The 20,417-nt window shown below is 67.9% G+C and carries 19 protein-coding genes and 1 riboswitch; of the genes, 15 read left to right on the top strand and 4 right to left on the bottom strand.

The genetic code is table 11. From position 1 onward, the window contains the following. Positions 1–34: 34 nt before the first annotated feature. Together AC06FE_RS09965 and olsF are read right to left on the bottom strand one after the other, a co-directional pair. A complete protein-coding gene (locus AC06FE_RS09965; RefSeq protein WP_446541201.1) occupies positions 35–838 on the bottom strand; it encodes a UDP-2,3-diacylglucosamine diphosphatase in 804 nt (267 codons plus the stop codon). Then, the gene (gene olsF, locus AC06FE_RS09960) at positions 835–2,547 is read right to left on the bottom strand and encodes a bifunctional ornithine lipid synthase OlsF (protein WP_478072957.1); all 1,713 of its coding nucleotides are present in this window, start codon (positions 2,545–2,547) and stop codon (positions 835–837) included. Before olsF ends, AC06FE_RS09965 begins: the two co-directional genes overlap by 4 nt. Positions 2,548–2,737: 190 nt before the next feature. On the opposite strand from olsF, the gene metK reads away from it, so the two are divergent. From metK to AC06FE_RS09930, 6 genes are all read left to right on the top strand, one after another. After that, positions 2,738–3,973, top strand: coding sequence for a methionine adenosyltransferase (gene metK, locus AC06FE_RS09955; RefSeq protein WP_132864565.1), 1,236 nt, complete (start codon positions 2,738–2,740; stop codon positions 3,971–3,973). A gap of 127 nt (positions 3,974–4,100) precedes the next feature. Beyond that, positions 4,101–5,315, top strand: coding sequence for a DUF1444 domain-containing protein (locus tag AC06FE_RS09950; protein WP_478072956.1), 1,215 nt, complete (start codon positions 4,101–4,103; stop codon positions 5,313–5,315). Positions 5,316–5,366: 51 nt separating this feature from the next. Continuing rightward, the gene (locus AC06FE_RS09945; protein WP_132864566.1) at positions 5,367–5,990 is read left to right on the top strand and encodes a CDP-alcohol phosphatidyltransferase family protein; all 624 of its coding nucleotides are present in this window, start codon (positions 5,367–5,369) and stop codon (positions 5,988–5,990) included. Further along, a complete protein-coding gene (locus AC06FE_RS09940; protein WP_192286353.1) occupies positions 5,990–6,583 on the top strand; it encodes a lysophospholipid acyltransferase family protein in 594 nt (197 codons plus the stop codon). The genes AC06FE_RS09945 and AC06FE_RS09940 overlap by 1 nt, the downstream gene beginning before the upstream one ends. 77 nt (positions 6,584–6,660) lie before the next feature. After that, positions 6,661–7,563 carry a phosphatidate cytidylyltransferase gene (locus AC06FE_RS09935; RefSeq protein ID WP_478073083.1) on the top strand — a complete coding sequence of 301 codons (903 nt, stop codon included), beginning with the start codon at positions 6,661–6,663 and terminating at the stop codon, positions 7,561–7,563. A gap of 105 nt (positions 7,564–7,668) precedes the next feature. Further along, positions 7,669–8,172, top strand: coding sequence for an acyl-CoA thioesterase (locus AC06FE_RS09930; protein WP_132864568.1), 504 nt, complete (start codon positions 7,669–7,671; stop codon positions 8,170–8,172). 107 nt (positions 8,173–8,279) lie between these two features. Here the strand turns inward: AC06FE_RS09930 and ppc are convergent, their stop codons facing one another. Next, complete coding sequence (ppc, locus tag AC06FE_RS09925) at positions 8,280–10,991, bottom strand: phosphoenolpyruvate carboxylase (protein ID WP_478072955.1); 2,712 nt, start codon at positions 10,989–10,991, stop codon at positions 8,280–8,282. Between the two features lie 476 nt (positions 10,992–11,467). Then, on the bottom strand, positions 11,468–13,969 hold the full coding sequence (locus AC06FE_RS09920) for an alpha/beta hydrolase family protein (RefSeq protein ID WP_478072954.1): 2,502 nt from the start codon (positions 13,967–13,969) through the stop codon (positions 11,468–11,470). Between the two features lie 101 nt (positions 13,970–14,070). After that, positions 14,071–14,157: riboswitch (S-adenosyl-L-homocysteine riboswitch) on the top strand. Positions 14,158–14,189: 32 nt separating this feature from the next. Between AC06FE_RS09920 and ahcY the strand changes: the two genes are divergently transcribed. The 9 genes from ahcY (at position 14,190) to AC06FE_RS09875 (ending at position 20,379) form a co-directional block, all read left to right on the top strand. Next, a complete protein-coding gene (ahcY, locus tag AC06FE_RS09915; protein WP_132864571.1) occupies positions 14,190–15,635 on the top strand; it encodes an adenosylhomocysteinase in 1,446 nt (481 codons plus the stop codon). Positions 15,636–16,057: 422 nt separating this feature from the next. Further along, the gene (locus AC06FE_RS09910) at positions 16,058–16,375 is read left to right on the top strand and encodes a hypothetical protein (protein WP_478072953.1); all 318 of its coding nucleotides are present in this window, start codon (positions 16,058–16,060) and stop codon (positions 16,373–16,375) included. A 106-nt stretch (positions 16,376–16,481) separates the two neighbouring features. Continuing rightward, positions 16,482–16,835 carry a hypothetical protein gene (locus AC06FE_RS09905; RefSeq protein WP_478072952.1) on the top strand — a complete coding sequence of 118 codons (354 nt, stop codon included), beginning with the start codon at positions 16,482–16,484 and terminating at the stop codon, positions 16,833–16,835. A gap of 126 nt (positions 16,836–16,961) precedes the next feature. After that, entirely contained in the window at positions 16,962–17,627 is a 666-nt protein-coding gene (locus AC06FE_RS09900; RefSeq protein ID WP_478072951.1) for a hypothetical protein, read from the top strand. Positions 17,628–17,752: 125 nt separating this feature from the next. Then, positions 17,753–18,604: a S1 family peptidase gene (locus AC06FE_RS09895; RefSeq protein WP_478072950.1), complete on the top strand. Its 852-nt coding sequence runs from the start codon at positions 17,753–17,755 to the stop codon at positions 18,602–18,604. Between the two features lie 35 nt (positions 18,605–18,639). After that, positions 18,640–18,885, top strand: coding sequence for a hypothetical protein (locus tag AC06FE_RS09890; RefSeq protein ID WP_478072949.1), 246 nt, complete (start codon positions 18,640–18,642; stop codon positions 18,883–18,885). Further along, complete coding sequence (locus AC06FE_RS09885; RefSeq protein ID WP_132864575.1) at positions 18,872–19,105, top strand: hypothetical protein; 234 nt, start codon at positions 18,872–18,874, stop codon at positions 19,103–19,105. The genes AC06FE_RS09890 and AC06FE_RS09885 overlap by 14 nt, the downstream gene beginning before the upstream one ends. A 104-nt stretch (positions 19,106–19,209) precedes the next feature. Further along, positions 19,210–19,590: a YbjQ family protein gene (locus tag AC06FE_RS09880; protein WP_192286360.1), complete on the top strand. Its 381-nt coding sequence runs from the start codon at positions 19,210–19,212 to the stop codon at positions 19,588–19,590. A 54-nt stretch (positions 19,591–19,644) separates the two neighbouring features. After that, positions 19,645–20,379: a DUF6348 family protein gene (locus tag AC06FE_RS09875; protein ID WP_478072948.1), complete on the top strand. Its 735-nt coding sequence runs from the start codon at positions 19,645–19,647 to the stop codon at positions 20,377–20,379. Positions 20,380–20,417: the final 38 nt, after the last annotated feature.

Raw genomic sequence — 20,417 nt, 5'->3', positions numbered from 1 at the left:
GCTGTCCAGTCATGAAAAAGGCAAGACGGGCGGTTCAGGCCACCCGCGCCAGCCCGGCCGCCCCGGGCAGGCAGGCTAGGCTGTTGCCGGCATGGTCGAGCAGGCGCAGGCTGCCGTCATGGTCCTCGGCCAGCGCGGTCAGGCTCTCGACCCAGTCGCCATCGTTGGCGTAGACCAGCCCGTCACGCTCGACCAGCGCGGCGCGGTGGATGTGCCCGCAGACGATGCCGTCCAGGCCGCGCCGCCGCACGTCCTCCAACCCGGCCTGCACGAACCGCTCGATGTAGCGCTCGGCCGCGCCGCTCTGCCGCTTCAGGAACTCCGACAGCGACCAATACCGCAGCCCCAGCCGCTGCCGCAGCTGGTTGAGCAGGCGGTTGCCGGTGAGGATGCGGTAGTACAGCCAGTCGCCGAAGCGCTCCTGCAGGCCCCCGAAATGGGTGACCCCGTCGTAGTCGTCGCCGTGCACCACCAGCAGGCGGCGACCATCGGCGGTGACATGGATGGCGCGGCGGCGCACCTGCATGGCCGGCAGCATCAGCCCGCAGGTACGGCGCAGCGGCGCGTCATGGTTGCCGGGGATGTAGATGATCTCGGTGCCGGCGCGGCGCAGCGCGTGCAGCGCCTCGATCACGTCATTGTGGGCAGGTCGCCAGCTGGCGCGCTTGTGCGACAACCACCACAGGTCGACGATGTCGCCGACCAGGTACAACCGTTCGCAGCGCAGCGCGCCGAGGAAACGGGCCAGCTCGGCGGCATGGCAATGCCGTGCACCCAGGTGGGTATCGGAGATGAACACGGTGCGGCGGTGCGGTTGCAGCACCCGCGGCGCGTTCACGCCACCGCCCCGGCGTCGCGCAGGTAGCGCTTGCGCTTGTTGGGGCGGATCGCCTGCAGGTCGACCTCGATCAGGCCGTCGATGGAGTCGCTGAAGTCCGGGTCCACCCCGAATGCCAGGAACCGCGCCCCGCCCGGTTCGCACAGGTCGATGTACTGGCGGTACAGGGTCGGCACGCTGGTGCCCAGCGCCGCCAGGTTGGCCTTGAGCACCTCGAACGCCGCCGTGGCATCCATCTCGCCGAAGCTCGGCGGCGCGGCGAAGTACTGGAACGGCCGGTTGGATTCGACCAGGCCCGCGCCGGCGCCGTAATAGCGCTGGTAGTAGGCCACCAGCTGCTCGCGCGCGGCCAGCGGCAGCGCGGCGCTGATCGACACCGCGCCAAACAGGTAACGGATGCCAGGCTGGCGCTGCAGGTAGGCGCCGATGCCCTGCCACAGGTAGTCCAGGCTGCGGCTGCCCCAGTAGTCGGGCACCACGAAGCTGCGGCCCAGCTCCATGCCTTCGGCGATGCGCGGGATGGCATCGTCGGAGTAACGGAACAGGCTGGCCGTGTACAGGCCCGGCAGGCCGTTGCGGGCCAGCGCGGTGGCACCGCGCATGATCCGGTAGGCCCCGGCGATGCGCTGCACCGCCGCGTCCCAGACCACGATGTGCGGGTAATGCGGGTCGTAGTCATCCAGGTCACGGCTGCGCCCGGTGCCCTCGCCGACCTGGCGGAAAGTCAGCTCGCGCAGCCGGCCCAGCTCCAGCAGCAGCGGCGAACCGGCCGCGCAACGCGCCAGCCGGATCTGCTTGCCGTCGCTGGTCTGGCCCAGCAGCTCCGCGGCCTCCAGCGCGTCGGCCACCACGGTGGCGTCGATCGGCTCGGCCAATGGCTCCGGGCCAGCGTCCGGCACTGCCGGCAACGTCGGTTCCTCGCCCAGCGCATACAGCGCCCGGCGCACTTGTTCCAACTGCTCGGCCGGGTTGCCCGCGTCGTCCAGCTGCATGGGCTGGCCGACCCGCAGCCGCAGCGGTCGGCCACGGCGGGCGAACATCTCCCGCGCCAACAACGCAGTGCCGGCCGGCTTGAACACCGCCGAGGCGCCGTAGAACAACGCCGAGTTGCGCGCCTCCACCCGCACCGGCAACACCGGTGCCTGGCAGGCGCGGGCAAAGCGGACGAAGCCGCGGTTCCAGCGCCCATCGCGGATGCCCTGCAGCGACAACCGCGACACCTCGCCGGCCGGGAACACGATCACGCACTGTTCTGCCTCCAGTGCCTGCTCGATGGCCTGCAGGCTGGCGCGCTGCGCCCGTCCGCCCAGGATCCGCACCGGCAGCAGCAGCTCGCGCAGCGGCTCCAGCGCCAGCAGCATGTCGTTGGCGATGATGCGCACGTCGCGGCGAACCTTGCCCACCGCGTCCAGCAGCGCCAGCGCATCCAGCGCGCCGGAGGGGTGATTGGCCACGATCAGCAACCGCCCGCTGGCCGGGATCCGGGCCAGTGCGGCGGCGTCGACCGTGTAGCCGGCCTGCAGGAACGCCAGCGCGGCGCTGACGAAGTCGAAGCCGTGCTGATCGGCGCTGCGCGCCAGGAAGGCGTCCATCCGGTCAAACCCCGACCAGCGCCCCACCGTGCGCAGCAACGGCCGCGCCAGGTGGCCGCGCCGGCCACGGAACCAATCGGGATAGCGCTGCTGCAGGCGGTGCTCGATCTGTTGCATGGGGATACCCCGACGGCCCTGTTGGCCGGCAGCCTGCGCCCGCCAGAAGGCAGGCCGGTTGCGGTTTTGCGGCAGTTCGATGACCCCGGCTTAACCGTATGGCAACGGCGCCCCCTGCACTATTCCCCCCCGGCCCCGAGCGTGTATCATTCGCGGCTATCTTTTCATCCGCATACAGGGATACAAGCTCATGTCCAGCTATCTCTTCACCTCCGAGTCGGTCTCCGAAGGCCATCCGGACAAGATCGCCGACCAGATCTCCGATGCCGTGCTTGACGCTATCCTGGCCCAGGACAAGCGCGCCCGCGTCGCCTGCGAGACGCTGGTCAAGACCGGTGCCGCCATCGTCGCCGGCGAAGTCACTACCTCGGCCTGGGTCGACATCGAGGAGCTGACCCGCAACGTCATCAACTCGATCGGCTATGACAACTCCAACGTCGGCTTCGACGGTCATACCTGCGCCATCATCAACATGCTCGGCAAGCAGTCCCCGGACATCGCCGCCGGCGTGGACGGCACCGACAAGAAGAGCAAGAAGCCGGAAGAACAGGGCGCTGGCGACCAGGGCTTGATGTTCGGCTACGCCTGCAACGAAGCCCCGGAGTTCATGCCGGCGCCGATCTACTACTCGCACCGCCTGGTCGAGCAGCAGGCCAAGGTCCGCAAGAAGAAGAACTCGCCGCTGCCGTGGCTGCGCCCGGACGCCAAGAGCCAGGTCACCCTGCGCTACGGCCAGGACGGCAAGATCGAAGGCCTGGACGCGGTGGTGCTGTCGACCCAGCACGACCCGGGCGTGAAGCAGAAGGACCTGATCGAGGCCGTGCGCGAGCACATCCTCAAGCCGGTCCTGCCGAAGGCATGGCTGGACAAGCTGCCGAAGAACAAGGTGCACATCAACCCGACCGGCATCTTCGTGATCGGCGGCCCGGTGGGCGACTGCGGCCTGACCGGCCGCAAGATCATCGTCGACACCTACGGCGGCATGGCCCGTCACGGTGGTGGCGCGTTCTCCGGCAAGGACCCGTCCAAGGTTGACCGTTCGGCCGCCTACGCCGCCCGCTACGTCGCCAAGAACGTGGTTGCCGCCGGCCTGGCCGACAAGTGCGAAGTGCAGGTCTCCTACGCCATCGGCGTGGCCGAGCCGACCTCGATCTCGGTGACCACCTTCGGCACCGGCAAGATCCCGGACGCGCAGATCGAGAAGCTGATCCGTGCGCACTTCGACCTGCGCCCGTACGGCATCATCAAGATGCTCGACCTGATCCACCCGATGTACCAGCAGACCGCCGCCTACGGCCACTTCGGCCGCAAGCCGAAGGAATTCTCGTACGTCGACGGCGATGGCAAGACCCAGAACGCGACCGCCTTCTCCTGGGAGAAGACCGACCGCGCCGAGGCCCTGCGCAAGGCCGCCAAGCTGAAGTAAGCGCGACCGGCTCCGCCAGTTGCACCCCGACGGGCCGCGCAAGCGGCCCGTCGTCGTTTGCGCAGTTGCCCTTGCAATGCCGCCATCACCCCGCTCACGATGGCTGGCATTCACAAGGAGCGTTGGCATGTTTCAGGCATTGATCGGCAGACTGTTCAAGGACAAACCCGACCCGGACCGCTTCGCCCGCACGTTCATGGCCGCGGTACGCGCCAACGGCTACACGCAGGCGCTGCACTACGAGCCGGACACCTTCCGCATCCGCCATGCCAACGGCTCGTACTTCAACCTTCACAACGCTTACCAGGCCTACCTGGGGGCCCCGCGTGGCGAGCAACGCAAGGCGTTGCAGGCCTTCAGCCAGCTGCTCGGCGTGCATGACAACGACGAGGAAATGACGCTGGAGCAGGCGCGCCCGCTGCTGCGTCCGCTGATCCGCAGCATCACCCAGCTGGAGGAGATCACCCTGCACCATGCCGAGCAGGAGGGCTGGAGTGCACCGCCGCAGCGCCTGCAGTACCGCCGCCTGAGCGAGGAATGCGTGGAACTGCTGGCCGTCGACCACCCCGACCATACCGCCACCCTCACCCAGGGCCCGCCGGAGGAGTGGGACATCAGCTTCGACGAGGCGTTGGTCATCGCCCGCACCAACCTGCGCCAAAGCCCGGACGAACCCTTCGTCGAGGTGGCCCCCGGCCTCTATCAGGCCGCCTGGGGCGACGCCTACGACAGCAGCCGCGCCCTGCTGCCGGACCTGCTGCACCGCGTGCCGGTCGCCGGCCTGCCGGTGTTCATGCTCGCCACCCGCGACATGCTGCTGGTCGCTGGCGAAGGTGACCTGCGCGCGCAGGCGGCGATGCTGGAACTGGCCGGCCAGGCATTCGCCGACGGCCGCGTGATCTCCTGGGAAGTACTGCGCTATGACGATGGCCAGTTGCATCCGCACGTGCTGGCCGACCCTGCGTTGCGCGAGCGGCAACGGCAGCTGCGGCTGGAACTGGACGGCGATGCCTACGCCATGCAGAAGCAACTGCTCGACCGCGTGCACCAGGCCCACGACGAGGATGTGTTCGTGGCCAATTTCATGGTCCACAGCGAGGAGCGGCATTCGCTGTGCGCCTGGACCGAAGGGGTGGCCAGCTCGCTGCCGCGCACCGACCGCATCGTGCTGGTAATGCCGGTCAACGAGGACGATGCGCACACGCTGGTCGTGGACTGGGAGCAGGCCCAGCCGCTGATCGGCCACCTGCTGCAGCAGGACAGCCGCCACCTGCACCCGCCCCGCTACCTCACCCTGGGCTTCCCGGACGCCGAAACGCGCGCCCGCTTGCAGCCGCTCTGACTCGCTCACCGGATGCTCCTGCCACCCCGGCGATGCACTACCATCGCCGCCATGGGGAAAGAAGACCGCAGACCAATCGCCGCCCGTTCCACCGGCTGGGCCCAGGCCCTGAGCGCCGCGTTGGCACGCTCCTCCGTCACGCCGAACCAGATTTCGGTACTGAGCATCTTCTTCGCCGTGATCGGCGCGGTGGGATTGCTGGCCGCGCCCAGCCTGCTCGGCCTGGTCGCCTGCATCATCGGCGTGCAGCTGCGCCTGGTCTGCAACCTGCTCGATGGCATGGTCGCCATGGAGGGCGGCAAACAGACCCCGACCGGGGCGCTGTACAACGAATACCCGGACCGGATCGCCGATTCGCTGCTGATCGTCGCGCTCGGCTACGCCGCCGGCATGCCCTGGCTGGGCTGGCTGGGCGCACTGCTCGCCGCGCTTACCGCCTACGTGCGGCTGTCCGGGGCCAGCCTTGGCCTGCCGCAGGACTTCCGTGGCCCGATGGCCAAGCAGCACCGCATGTTCGTGCTGACCCTGGCCTGCGTGGCGGCGATCATCGAGCAATGGGTCAGCCACACCGGCTACGCCCTGCAGGTGGCCGCCGTGGTGATCGCCGCCGGCGCGCTGCTGACCTGCATCACCCGCACCCGCGCGATCGCCGCGCAACTGAAGGCAAGGTCCTGATGCTCTCCAGCCTGCTGGTCGCCGCCGTCAAGGTCTTCATCGGTGCCTACCCGCGTTGGGTCGGCAGCCGCCCCAACGACACCCAGCGCATCTACTTCGCCAACCATTCCAGCCACCTGGACACGGTGGCGCTGTGGTCGGCGCTGCCGCCAGCCCAGCGCGAGCACACCCGCCCGGTCGCCGCCCGCGACTACTGGAGCAAGGGCATCCGCAAGGTCATCGCTGACAGGGGCTTCAACGCCGTGCTGATCGAGCGCGACCGCAACAAGGTCGAGGGCGACCCGCTGCAACCGCTGTACGACGCGCTGGACGGCGGGGCTTCGCTGATCATCTTCCCGGAAGGCACCCGCAACCACGAACCCATGCCGCAGCCGTTCAAGGCCGGCCTGTTCCACCTGGCCCAGCACTACCCGCACGTGGAACTGGTGCCGGTGTACCTGGACAACGCACGCCGCGCCCTGCCCAAGGGTAGCCTGGTGCCGGTGCCGCTGGTATGCACGGCGCGCTTCGGCCCGTCGCTCAACCGCATTCCCGATGAAGACAAGGCGCAGTTCCTGCAACGCGCCCGGCAGGCCGTGGTGGATCTGGCATGAACAACGTATTCCAGCAATTGCCCCTGGGCAGCTTCCTGCAGCAGGCCATCGAGCGCGCACCTCCCAAGTTCTGGTGGATGATCGGCGGCGTGTTCGGGGTGCTGGTGCTGGCCAGCCTGATCGGCTTCATCATCGGCCGCTTCAAGTCCGGCTCGGTGGTGGACAACCTCAACGCCCGCATCCGTGCCTGGTGGGTGATGGCCGCGGTGCTGCTGTTCTGCTTCGTGCTGGGCAAGATCGCCACGCTGGTGTTCTTCGGCCTGCTCTCGTTCTTCGCGCTGCGCGAGTTCATCTCGCTCACCCCGACCCGACGCGGCGACCACCTGGCACTGTGCCTGTGTTTCTACATCGCCATCCCGCTGCAGTACTGGTTGATCGGCATCGACTGGTACGGCCTGTTCGTGATGTGCATCCCGGTGTACGGCTTCCTGACCCTGCCGGCGGTATCGGCGCTGTCCGGCGACACCGAGAACTTCCTGGAGCGCAACACCAAGATCCAGTGGGGCGTGATGCTCACCGTGTTCTGCCTGAGCCATGCGCCGGCGCTGATGCTGCTGCGCATCCCCGGCTACGAAGGGCAGAACCTGATGCTGCTGTTCTACCTGCTGCTGGTGGTCCAGCTCAGCGACGTGCTGCAGTACGTGTTCGGCAAACTGTTCGGCAAACACCTGCTGGCCCCGCAGGTCAGCCCATCCAAGACCATCGAAGGCCTGGTCGGGGGCGGTCTGGCGGCCACCGGCGTGGGCGCGGCGCTGTACTGGATCACCCCGTTCTCGCCGCTGCAGTCCGCGGCGCTGTCGCTGCTGATCGTGGTCTGCGGCTTCCTCGGCGGCCTGGCGCTGTCGGCGGTCAAGCGCAGCCTCGGCGCCAAGGACTGGGGCGAGATGATCGAGGGCCACGGCGGCATCCTGGACCGGCTGGATTCGGTGGTGTTCTCCGCACCGGTGTTCTTCCACGTGGTGCGCTACAACTTCCAGTAAGCGGCGGCCACGCCATCGCCCCTGCCGCACCGGCACGGGGTACGGCCCCTACCCCCTTCACCCGCAAGGGAGTAGCCTGCGGCTCCCGCCGTCGCAGCCAGCGCCATGATGTCCGAACACAAATCCCACCAGCTCTCGATGACCGTGCTGATGTCCCCGGAGATGGCCAACTTCTCCGGCAAGGTGCACGGTGGCGCGGTCCTGCGCCTGCTCGACCAGGTCGCCTACGCCTGCGCCAGCCGCTACGCCGGCAACTACGTGGTGACGCTGTCGGTGGACCAGGTGACGTTCCGCCAGCCCATCGCGGTCGGCGAGCTGGTCAGCTTCCTGGCATCGGTCAACTACACCGGCACCTCGTCGATGGAAGTAGGCATCAAGGTGGTGGCCGAGGACATCCGCAAGGGCAGCGTGCGCCACGCCAACAGCTGCTTCTTCACCATGGTGGCCGTTGATGACGACGGCAAGCCGACCCCGGTGCCGCCGCTGCAGCCGGAGACGTCCGACGAGAAGCGTCGCTTCGCCGCCGCGCAGATCCGCCGCCAGCTGCGCCAGGAGATGGAACAGCGGCATCTGGAGCTGCTCAAGAGCAACCCTTCGCCCGACGCCTGAGCCCCCCTACGCCCGCAGGCCGGGATGCACTCCCAGCCCGGTGGCGCGCACCGGTCATCGCGACGCCGGGATCAGGCCGCGCTGCATCCCGGCCCATGGTCGGACCCTCAACCTGTGTTCTGCACGCCCTGCGAGACACCGTTGACGCAGGCCACCAGGGCGCGCAGCAACGCCTCATCCTGGCGGTCGCTCGCCCGCCAGCGCTGCAGCAGGTCCACCTGCAGCGTGCTGATCGGGTCGATGTACGGGTTGCGCAGGCGGATGGACAGTGCCAGCCGCGGGTCATGCTCCAGCAGCTCCTGCTGCCCGCTCAGGCGCATCACCCAGCGCTTGGTCAACGCCAGCTCCTCGCCGATGCGCGGGAAGAACTGGTCATGCAACGGCCCGGCCAGGCGCGAGAACTGCTCGGCGATGTGGATGTCGCCCTTGCTCAGCACCATCGACATGTCGTCCAGGAAGGTCTCGAAGAACGGCCAGTCATGCGCCATCTCACGCAGCAGATCTTCCTGCCCGGCATCGGCGGCCGCCTGCAGGCCGCTGCCCACGCCGAACCAGCCCGGGATCGCCGCACGCGCCTGGCTCCAGGCGAACACCCACGGGATCGCACGCAGGTTGCCCAGCGCCGCATCCTGGCCCAATCGCCGCGACGGGCGCGAGCCCAGGGTCATGCGCTCGATCACGTCGATCGGCGTGGCCTGGCGGAAATAGTTCATGAACTGCGGGTCACCCACGAACGCCCGGTAGGCCTGCGAGCTCTGCTCGGCGACCCGCGCCATCACCGGCTTCCACAGCGCCTCGCGCGGCTCGGCCGCACGCGGGCGCAGGCTGGCGCGCAGCACCGCACCGGCGGACTGCTCCAGCGAGCGCAGCGCCAGTGCACGGATGCCGTACTTGCGATGGATCACCTCGCCCTGCTCGGTCACGCGCAGGCGCCCGTCGATGCTGCCGCGCGGCGAGGCGTTCACCGCATGCGTGGTCTTGGTGCCGCCGCGGCTGATCGAGCCGCCGCGACCGTGGAAGAAGGTCAGGTGCACGCCGTGCGCGCTGGCCACCTCCAGCAGTTCGACCTGCGCCTGCTGCAGGCCCCAGCGCGAGGCCGCGATACCGCCATCCTTGCCGCTGTCCGAGTAACCCAGCATCACCATCTGCACGTCGCCGCGTGCGGCCAGATGGGCGCGGTAGACCGGGTCGGCCAGCAGGTCGCGCAGGGTGTCGGTGCCACGCCCCAGGTCGTCGACGGTCTCGAACAGCGGCGCGATATCCAGCGGCACCGCACCGTTGTCATCCTGCAGGCCGCCGCGGCGTGCCAATGCCAGCACCGCCAGCACGTCGCCACGGTCATGCGCCATCGAGATGATGTAGCTGCCCAGCGCATCGGCACCGTGCCGGCGGCGCGCATCGGCCAACGCCGTGAACACCTTGTCCAACCGCTGCCCCCCTTCGTCGGCCCCCGCCGGCAACGCGGCGTCGCCGGCCGCATACGGCGCCAGCGTCCGCGCACGCGCCGCGCCGTCCAGCGCATCGAATGCTTCCTGCCCGCCCAGCACCTCGGCCAATGCACGCGAATGCACGCTCGACTCCTGGCGCACGTCCAACCGTGCCAGGTGGAAGCCGAAGGTGCGCACGCGCCACAGCAGCCGGCGCACCGAGAACCAGCCGGCGTGCTTGCCCTTGTTGGCCTCCAGGCTGTCCAGGATCAGCTGGATGTCGTGGATGAGTTCTTCCGGCGCGGCATACGCACCGGGCGCATCCTGCAGCGTCGCCTGCAGGCGCGCACGCATGCGGTCGTTGAGCAGCCGGTAAGGCATGTCGGCATGGCGCGGGCGCGACTGCACGTCGGGCAGCAGTTCACGGTATTCCTGCACGCGTGCCTGCACCGCGTCACTGACACCGATCAGCTCGGTGGACTGGCTGAGCAGGCTGGCCAGCTTCAACAGGTCCTGGATGTACAGCTCCAGCACCGCGCGCCGTTGTGCATTGAGCGTGGCAGCGACCGTGCTGGCGTCCACGTTGGGATTGCCGTCCATGTCACCGCCCACCCAGGTACCGAAGCGCAGCAGCCGCGGCAACGGCAGGCTGCGCCCCCAGGTATCGAGCAACGCCTGCTCCAGCGATTCGTAGAACACCGGGATCACCCGGTACAGCACGCGGGTCAGGTAGAAACCCACGTGCTCACGCTCGTCGTCCACCGTCGGGCGTACCGGTGAGGAATCGGCGGTCTGCCACGAGGCGGTGAGCGCCATGCGGAACCGCGCGGCATCGGCGGCCTGCTCGCCGGGGGTGCGCTGGCCGTCGAGGTTGTCGACCAGCGCGGCGACCATCAGTTGTTCTTTTTCAAGCAGTGCACGGCGCACCGCTTCGGTTGGGTGTGCGGTGAACACCGGCTCGATGTCGATGCGCGGCAGCCACTGCGCCAGCTCCTCCAGCGTCACGCCCTGGGCCTTGAGCTGGATCAACGCATCATGCAGGCCATCGGGCTGCGGGCGCTTGGTGCCGGCGCGCTGGTAGTCACGGCGACGGCGGATGCGGTGCACGCGCTCGGCGATGTTCACCACCTGGAAGTAGGTACTGAACGCACGCACCAGCGCCTCGGCTTCGCGTGGCGATCGGCCGGCCAGCTGCGTGCTGAGGCCGGCCAGCGGCCCCTGCGTTTCGCGACGGGCGATGGCGGCGGTGCGCACCTCTTCCACTTCGTCCAGGAAGCCCGGTGACACCTGCTCGGCAAGAAGGTCACCCACCAGCGTGCCCAGCCGGCGCACATCGTCGCGCAGGGGCAGATCGGGAGTGGCGAAGACAACGCTGCTACGGTACTCGTTCATCCAGGACGCACAAGCCTTGAGAGCGGGAATCCCCCAAGCCTAACCGAAAAAATGTCCGGTTTTTGCAGTGCATCAAAGGTGAAACAGTTGCATGTGAACCTTGTCCGGACGCTGTCTTTGCAGACAGGAAACGACGCAGTTCCGGCGTCTCGGCGGACATTCGTTGGCATGTGAACGGGACGCACCTACGTCGGGAGCGCCCCCTCCCCAACCCTCCCCCGCGCTTCGCGCGAGGGAGGGAGTAGAGCGCTGCGTCGCGCACTGACACGTCGCGCAGAACCGCCCCTCCCCTTGCCTGCGCAGCAGGCAGGGGGAGGTTGGGAGGGGGTGCATTTCACGACCCACGTCAGAAGCGCCCCTCCCCAACCCTCCCCCGCGCTTCGCGCGATGGAGGGAGTAGAGCGCAGCGTCGCGCACTGACACATTGCGCAGAGCCGCCCTCCCCCTGCGCTTCACGCAAGGGAGGGCGTTCGTCCTCAGCGCTTCTTGCCAGCCTTGCCGTCGGCCGCGCCCAACCACTGGTCCAGCCAGCTTTCACTCTCGGCCAGCATCGTCATGATCGACTCGCGTGCGCGATAGGCGTGCGATTCATTCGGCAGCATCACCAGCCGCGCCGTGCCGCCCAGCCCCTTCACCGCGGCGAACATGCGCTCGCTCTGGATCGGGAACGTGCCGGAATTGTTGTCGTTCTCGCCATGGATGAACAGGATCGGGTCCTTGATCCTGTCGGCGCTGTTGAACGGCGACATCTTCAGGTACACGTCCTGCGCCTGCCAGAAGTTGCGTTCCTCGGCCTGGAAGCCGAACGGCGTCAGCGTGCGGTTGTAGGCGCCCGAACGCGCGATGCCCGCCTTGAACAGGCGCGTATGCGCCAGCAGGTTGGCGGTCATGAACGCACCGTACGAATGCCCGCCCACGGCGATGCGCTCGCGATCACCCACGCCACGCTTGACCACTTCGTCCACCGCCGCCTGTGCACTGGCCACCAGCTGCTGCACGTAGGTGTCGTTCGGCTCGGCATCGCCCTCGCCGATGATCGGCATGGTCGGGTTGTTGAGCACCACGTAGCCCTTGGCCAGGAACGCCTGCGGGCCCCAGTAGCTGATCGCGTTGAAGCGGTGCGGCGAGCCGGTGACCTGGCTGGCGTCCTGCGCGGATTTGAACTCGGCCGGATAGGCCCACATCAGCACCGGGCGCGGGCCATCCTTCTTCGGGTCATAACCCGGCGGCAGCAGCAGGTCGGCGGTCAGTTCGACGCCATCATTGCGCGTGTAGCGGATCTGCTCCTTCTTCACCCCACGCAACGCCGGCAGCGGATGCGCGAAACGGGTCAGCTCCACCGGTGCCGCGTCGGCTGCCAGGCCACGCGCGAACAGGTTGCCCGGCACATCGTTGGACTCGCGGTAGGTGAGGATGCGTGCATCCCCGCCTTCGATGATGGCCAGCGGCTGCTCGTAGTACGGCGCCTGCGAATGGAACAGGCGCTCGCTCTTGCCCGAGGCCAGGTCCACGCGGTCCAGGAACGGGCGGTCGCCCTCGGCCGACGCACCGGTGCCGATGCGGAAGAAACTCTTGCCATCGGTGCCCAGCTGCAGCCGCTCGCGCCCGCTCTCATCGGACTGCAGCAGCGGATCGCCCGGATCAGCGTAGCGGTCATCCTCCGACCGCTCGACCAGCAGCACCGGTGCCTGGTCCGGGCTGCCCGGGTTGATCTTCCACTGCTTCATCTGGCGGCTCTTCCACCAGTACTCGTCCAGCAACGCGACATCGTCCTTGCCCCAGGTGATGCCGGCGTAGCGCGACCCCAGCTGCATCAGCGTGGCTGGCGGCTTGTCGAACGGCGCCGACTGCACCAGCACCGCATCGCGGATGGCCGCCTGTCGTGACGGGTCACCGCCGTCCTGCGCTTCGGCCCAGACCAGCGTGGCCGGCGCATCGGCGCGCCAGCTGATCGAACGCACGCCGGTCGGCACGGCATCGTTGCCGGTCGGCAGCCCGTCGACCAGCGGCAGGCGGGCAACCGTATGCACCTGCATGCCCTGCGCATCGAGCACGTCGATGCGGCGCGGGAAGCTGCTCACCGGCACCGAATACGAGAACGGCCGCTCGACGCGACGGCTGAGCAGGTACTTGCCGTCCGGCGACGGCGACAGCCCCATGAACAGGCCGGGCAGGCCCACCGGACTGGCCTGGCCGGTGATCGATACCCGCACCGGCTGTGCCTGCAGGTAGTACTCGAACAGGCGCGCATCGTCCTCGTTGCGCAGCAGGTCCTGGTAGGTCCGCACCGAACGCACGCCCTGCCCGGCCACGGTCTCCTGCACGGCGGGGCCGGTCGGCACGCCATCCCCCTTCGGCGGCGCGCCCTGCCCGGCCGGGCGCTGCAGCACCAGCAGCCCGTCGCTGCCCGGCAACCACGAATACCCTCGGCCGACGATGCTGTTCAGGCGCTCGGCGATGCGACGGGCGCTGCCCACCTCCACATCCACCAACCACAGCTCGTTGCTGCCGCTGGCCGGGTCCACCTGGTTGAAGGCCAGGTACTTCTGGTCGGGCGACCAGCCCAGCGAGGCCACCGACAATGGCTGCGGCAGGCCGCTGATCTGGCGCTCCCTGCCGTCCAGCGTGGACACCAGCGACAACTTGTTGCCGAACGAGAAACGGCTGTCGGAGAAGGTCTTCGGGTTGATGCGCAGGCCGGCCAGCTTCAGCTCCGGCTGCGCCACCTGGGCGATGGACGGCAGCGATGGGGTCTGCAGCATCGCCGCCAGGTCGCGCCTGGGCGACAGCGACAGGCTGGGCGCACGCGGGGCGTCGACGATGGCCTGCAACGCGGCCGAGGGCAGGCGGTAGCCCTGCGCCTGTTCGGCCGCCTGCGGCGGGGCCAGCGCCAGCACCGGCGGCACCGCCAGCAGCAGGCCGGCGCACAGGACCAGGGCCGCGGAAGTACGGCGGCGGCGGGCGGGGGACAGGTTCATGGCGCTCCTTGGCAGGGGAATAAACCCCCAACTTAACAATCTCTGTCGCCACCCTCCCCTGCCGTTGGTTGGGCTGGCCGCCGCGATATAATCACCGGCCCCGCTCCGAGGGGCGCTGCGACTGTCCGGGAACCCCCGCCACAGCCAGGCTCGGGGCGGCATCCATGCAACAACGGCGCCCGGCGAACGCGAGCCTGCTCGCACCACACCGGAGCTTTACATGAATGCTGTTGCCAGGACCTTCTCCCAGGAAGGTGACTACAAGATCGCCGACATCTCGCTGGCCGATTGGGGCCGCAAGGAACTGGACATCGCCGAGCACGAGATGCCGGGCCTGATGTCCATCCGCCGCAAGTACGCCGCACAGAAGCCGCTGGCCGGCGTGCGCGTGACCGGCTCGCTGCACATGACCATCCAGACCGCGGTGCTGATCGAGACGCTGAAGGACATCGGCGGCGACGTGCGCTGGGCCTCGTGCAACATCTTCTCCACCCAGGACCAGGCCGCCGCCGCCATCGCCGCCACCGGCACCCCGGTGTTCGCCTGGAAGGGTGAAACGCTGGAAGAATACTGGGACTGCACCCTGGAAGCGCTGACCTTCAAGGCCGCCGACGGCACCCTGCTGGGCCCGGAACTGGTGGTCGACGACGGCGGTGACGTCACCTTGCTGATCCACAAGGGCTATGAGCTGGAAAACGGCAGCGACTGGGTCAATACCGCGTCCGGCTCGCACGAAGAGCAGGTCATCAAGAACCTGCTCAAGCGCGTGGCCACCGAGCGCCCGGGCTACTGGACCCGCGTGGTCAAGGACTGGAAGGGCGTCTCCGAGGAGACCACCACCGGCGTGCACCGCCTGTACCAGCTGGCCGAAGCCGGCACGCTGCTGGTCCCGGCCATCAACGTCAACGACTCGGTCACCAAGAGCAAGTTCGACAACCTGTACGGCTGCCGCGAGTCGCTGGCCGACGGCCTGAAGCGCGCGATGGACGTGATGCTGGCCGGCAAGGTGGCCGTGGTCTGCGGCTACGGTGATGTCGGCAAGGGTTCGGCCCACTCGCTGCGCGCCTACGGCGCCCGCGTCATCGTCACCGAGATCGACCCGATCTGCGCCCTGCAGGCGGCGATGGAAGGCTTCGAGGTCAACACCATCGAATCCACCCTGGGCCGCGGCGACATCTACGTCACCACCACCGGCAACAAGGACATCATCCGCATCGAGCACCTGAGCGCGATGAAGGACCAGGCCATCGTCTGCAACATCGGCCACTTCGACAACGAGATCCAGGTCGATGCGCTGGTGAAGTTCCCGGGCGTGCAGCACATCAACATCAAGCCGCAGGTGGACAAGTACGTGTTCCCGAACGGCAACGCGATCTTCCTGCTGGCCGAAGGCCGCCTGGTGAACCTGGGCTGCGCCACCGGCCACCCGAGCTTCGTGATGTCCAACAGCTTCGCCAACCAGACCCTGGCGCAGATCGACCTGTGGGCCAACAAGGACAGCTACAAGGCCGACGTCTACCGCCTGCCGAAGAAGCTGGACGAGGAAGTGGCGCGCCTGCACCTGGAAAAGATCGGCGTGAAGCTGACCACGCTGACCCAGGAACAGGCCGACTACCTCGGCGTGCCGGTGGAAGGCCCGTTCAAGCCGGAGCACTACCGCTACTGATCGGCGAAAGCCTGCAGGCAGCCCCCCCCTCTCCCGCACGCGGCAGAGGGGTGTGGAGTGAGGGCCACTGCCCCGTGCAAGCCCCCACTCCCGCCGCGTCACCAAGCGCTGGAATGCCTCAGCATTGTTCCCGACAAAACGAGCACCGAAAGGTGCTCTTTCTGTTTTCAGGGCCGATGGATCGGAGATGCCACCAGGGAAGTCCCTTCAAGCCAACACCGCCTCGGGTCAACTCCCGCACCAGCCCCCATCCACCGGGTCGCTTCGCCGCTCGGCATGGCTCGCACGATTCGTGTCCTGTCCCGCATCCGCGATGCGCGCCACGCCCTGCCTGACTCCACGCACGGTTTCGCCGCGGTCCATTTCCGTGCAGCATTGCGGACAGGACCACTACCGCCTCATGGCACCCAACGGATACCTCCATGCATCCCAGCGACGAGCGAAAGGTACTCGAGCAGCTCCTGAAAGAGATCGACTCCCCCGGCAAGGCGTCATCGGGGTGGAGTGATGTACCGGTCTGGATCTCGATCGCGGTGATCACGGCGTCCTGCTTCCATTTCTTCGGCCACCCCAGCCTTCCCCATGCCCTCCTGATGGCAGGCTTTTTCCTGGCCGGGCTGGTGTATGCGCAGGTGCGCCTCCGACGAAAGTCGGCCAGGAACTGGCCAATGCTGCGTCCTTTCCTCGACCGGGCGCGGGTCGAGGCACGGCTGCGCGAAATCCTGCTGACGGGCCACTGACGCCCCCTGCGCCCTGCCCTTCCTCGAATCGAACCCGGCATCCCCTCGAATGCACCCCATCGTTTCCCTCTGGCATGTCACCCATGGCGGCCCACAACATGGCCAGATGCTGCGCAAGCTGGAGCGCCTGGCGGGTTTCACCGCCGTTTCACCGATGGTGGAGCGGCTCGTGTGGGAGGGCCGCAAGGAGGCGCATGTGACGTTCGAAGTCCACCACGCCACCGGATCCCATGAAGCGACCGAAGCGGCCCTGCTCGCGCTTGCGTGGCAACTCGCACCGACGTGGCGGATCACCCGTGCTTCCGGCGACCTGGAGGGCGAATGGTCCCAATCGGCGGTCGGCCCCGATCATCCCTTCGAGGCGATCATCGCCGGTTGCACGCGCATCCGCTGGCAGTTGCATGCATCACAGCAGTACACGCGGCCGAACTTCCTGGCGGGCGGCGACAACCACTGGTAGGCACCTGGCGTCACTGCCGTGCTGCGCGCGCTCCGCCGGAGCGCGGCCATTGCCCTGTGGCATCATCCGCAGCACATGCCGGGGCCTTGCATCTACCCGGCCATTTCAGACAGGACAGCAGGACGCATGCCCGTGGAAACCCTGGAAGCGCAGATCACCCGTACGTTGTTGCCCGGCATGCATCTGCCGCCGGCGCTGAAGGCACTGTTTGGCTGGATCGAGGACAACGGCCTTTACATCGACCGGCCGGACAGCACCCGCATCGGTTTCCTGTTCCCCGAGGAAGCCCTGCGCGAGAGCTGGACGGACGACGAGCGTCAGGGCGGAACCAACATCACCTTCTTCGCCGAGGGCAATGCCAACCTGAAGTACTGGTTCGGCCACGCGCGTGCCGAGGTACTCGACCGGCTCTGCGTGTTCGCCAAGACCGGCGCGGAAGGATCGATGGCGGCACTCTGGCTCGCGCCCGACGGCACGCAGAAGATCGTCCATCTGGGCTCGGGCTCCGGCTCGGTCACCGTCTGCGTGCTGGCCGACGATGCGCTCGACTTCCTGCGACTGCTGGCCATCGGCTACGACGAAATCTGCTGGGGTGGTGAACTGGGATCGCCGCCGCCACGCGAGGGCGAATTCGTCGTTCATCCCAATGTGGCCTACCAGCAGTGGGTCCGCAGCCGGTTCGCCACGACCATCCCGGAGATCGGCACCGAGATCGTCAGGCATCCCGAGGACATGCACATCGAGGACGCGGCAGACCCGTTCAACCGCTGGGTCAGCGCGAACTGCGCCTGACCCGGGCCGTTCCACCCGCAGTCGATAGTTTCGCGCAGTAGGCGGCGCGGCACCCAGCGCGTCTGCGCATGCGGTGGCAATACCCTGTTGAGCCCCGCGCTCGCCCCTTCCAACAAGGCCTTCCGATGATCCGCGCCCTGCTCCTGGCATCACTGCTCGCCACCTCCACGAACGCGGCGGCCATCGTCATCCGCCACGATGTCGATGATGCGCAGTACCGGGTACCGGCATCCGAATTGCCGGCGCTGGTCGACATGCCCGGCGAGGGACACGGCGTGCTGATCGCGCCGCAATGGGCGGTGACCGCCGCACACACGCTCCCCCGCCAGGGTCGGCTCGAACAGGTGGTCATCAACGGGGTGGCACGGGACGTGGAGCGGGTCGTCACCCACCCGGGGTACCGCACCCCGCCGCAGGCGCTGATCGACCAGGCGATGGCCAGCGGTGAAGCGATGCTGCTGGTGGTCTTCCTTGGCGGCTCGGACGACATCGCGCTGATCCGCTTGCGCCAACCCATCACCGACATCCCGCCGATCCGCCTGTATGCCGGCAGCGACGAGCCCGGCAAACGCGTCACGCTGCTGGGAAAAGGGGCCACCGGCACCGGCGCCGATGGGCATGATCCGCGAGGGCCCAACCGTACCGGGTTGCGGCGTGCGTTCAACACCGTCACCAGTGCGTATGACCGCTGGCTCTGCTACGTCTTCGATGCACCACCGGATGGTCTTCCGCTTGAGGGCATGCTCGGCAATGGCGACAGCGGCGGCCCGGTACTGCTCCAGTCCGGCGCGCAATGGCAGCTGGCAGGGCTGGCCTCCTGGAAGGTCGTGCAGGGCAACGTGATGACCGCCCGTCCCGGCCGCTACGGGCAGACCGCCTGCAACGTCCGCCTGAGCCACTACCATGACTGGATCGAACAGGTGATCTCCGCAACACCGCAGGCAAGCGGCCAGGATGGATCCCACGCAGGCCCCTGACTGATTCCCCTCCCACCCGCCGCACCGGAACACGCATGAGAGACCCCGCCCGCATCGACACCGTCCTGGCCACGCTTCGCGCGCTTTGGGAAACCTCGCCCGACCTGCGGCTGGGCCAGCTGATCGTCATCGCCGCCGCGCCGCGCGAGCCGGTTCCGGAAATCTTCCATATCGAAGACGACGTGTTGCTGGAAAACCTCGAGCAGCACCTGCGCCGCGCAGCCGTCGCGGCCCTGAGCCCGCTGGAACCGTCGAGGACCCTGCTCGATGCCCCTGGATGACCTGGCCGGCGAAGCCCTGCGTGGCGCATTGCGCGTCGTCGGCCGCATGCTGGTCGAGCTGGTCTTCGAGATCCTGCTCAAGGGTACCGGCCACGTGGTGATCCGTCTGTTCCGTCCCGGCAAGGAACCCGGCGATGCGGCGTGCGCCCTGGTCGGCCTGCTGGTCTGGGCCGGTGTCGCTGCCGGCGCCTTCCTGCTCCATCGGCAGATGACCGGCTGATACCGCGGGAGTGGGTTCTGGATAGAATCCACCGCTATACGGAACCAGGACGGCAGGGATCGCACGCCCGCATCCAGCCGCGTCCCTCAATCCCAGGAACCCCGATGGCTGACCCCTACAACTCCCCCGCGATCCCCGCCGCAACCCCTCACCTCACCGATGCCATGGTCACCACCGCCATGGAACTGCCCGGCCTGCGCGTCACCCGCAGCCTGGGCCTGGTGCGCGGCATCACCGTGCGTTCGCGCTCGGTCGTGGGCAACTTCATCGGCGGCCTGCAGACCCTGTTCGGCGGCAACATCACCATCTACACCGAGCTATGCGAGCAGGCCCGCAACGAGACCTACCGCGACATGGTGCAGCACGCGCGCATGCTCGGCGCCAATGCCATCATCGCGGTCCGCTACGACGCCACCGAACTGATGACCGGCCTGACCGAAGTGCTGTGCTATGGCACCGCCGTGGTGGTCGAGCCGCAGCGCTGAGGCCTCCCTCGCACAACACCCGCGATCACGTCATTGGGCAGGAAGCCGGATTCCATGGGTATTTTCAGCAGGTTCTTCAAAGGTCCGCCGGCGCCCGAGCCGGCCTTGCCACTTCGGCTACTGCTCGAAGCGACCAGGGCATCGGACCCGCACGCCCGCCTCGTCGATGGGCAGGTACACCTGTCCAGCGGCATCACGCTGGGCGTCGAACATATCGAGACGTTCCGCTTCGACAACGGCAACGTACGCACTGCGACGGTCACCACGGCCAGGCACCCGACGTTCTTCACCGAAGGGCTGGTCGAGTTCCAGCATGCAATGGGTGCCGATGAGCAGGCCTCGATGTCGAGCGGCTTCCGCAGCTGGGCGCAGATGGATCTGGCAACCCTGTCCGATGCCGTCCAAGCCGATCCACGGCATTGCCTGGTGATGGAAATCACCCTGCCCGCCTCGGAACAGGCGTCGGAGGCGGTGCGCCAGATCGTGCTGGGCCCGGTCGCGCACTACGCCTCCGAGCCGGTGGATGCCGACGAGGAGCACCCGTTCTGCCCGTGCTGCCTGCTCACCCGGAGCCTGGAGGCCTTCATGCCGGTCCTGCGCGCGGAACAGTTCCTCGGCGTGCGCCTGTTCGCCAGTCGTGCCGACGATGGCAGTTTCAGCGCCGATTGCCGCATCAACGGGCAGGACCATCCCGATGCACTGCCCGCCCTGGTCGAGTACGCCCGGCAATGGGCAGGTACCGGCACGGAGTTCCGCAAGCAGTACGTGATCATTCGCCCGCGGCCATGAGCGTCGGCGCGAGCGCCGGTTTCCCCGCACTTACCTCC

Source organism: Stenotrophomonas sp. Steno-C18 (assembly GCF_056393195.1).
The sequence above is the reverse complement of the archived record's forward strand: the minus strand, read 5'-3'. Positions and strand labels throughout refer to the sequence as shown.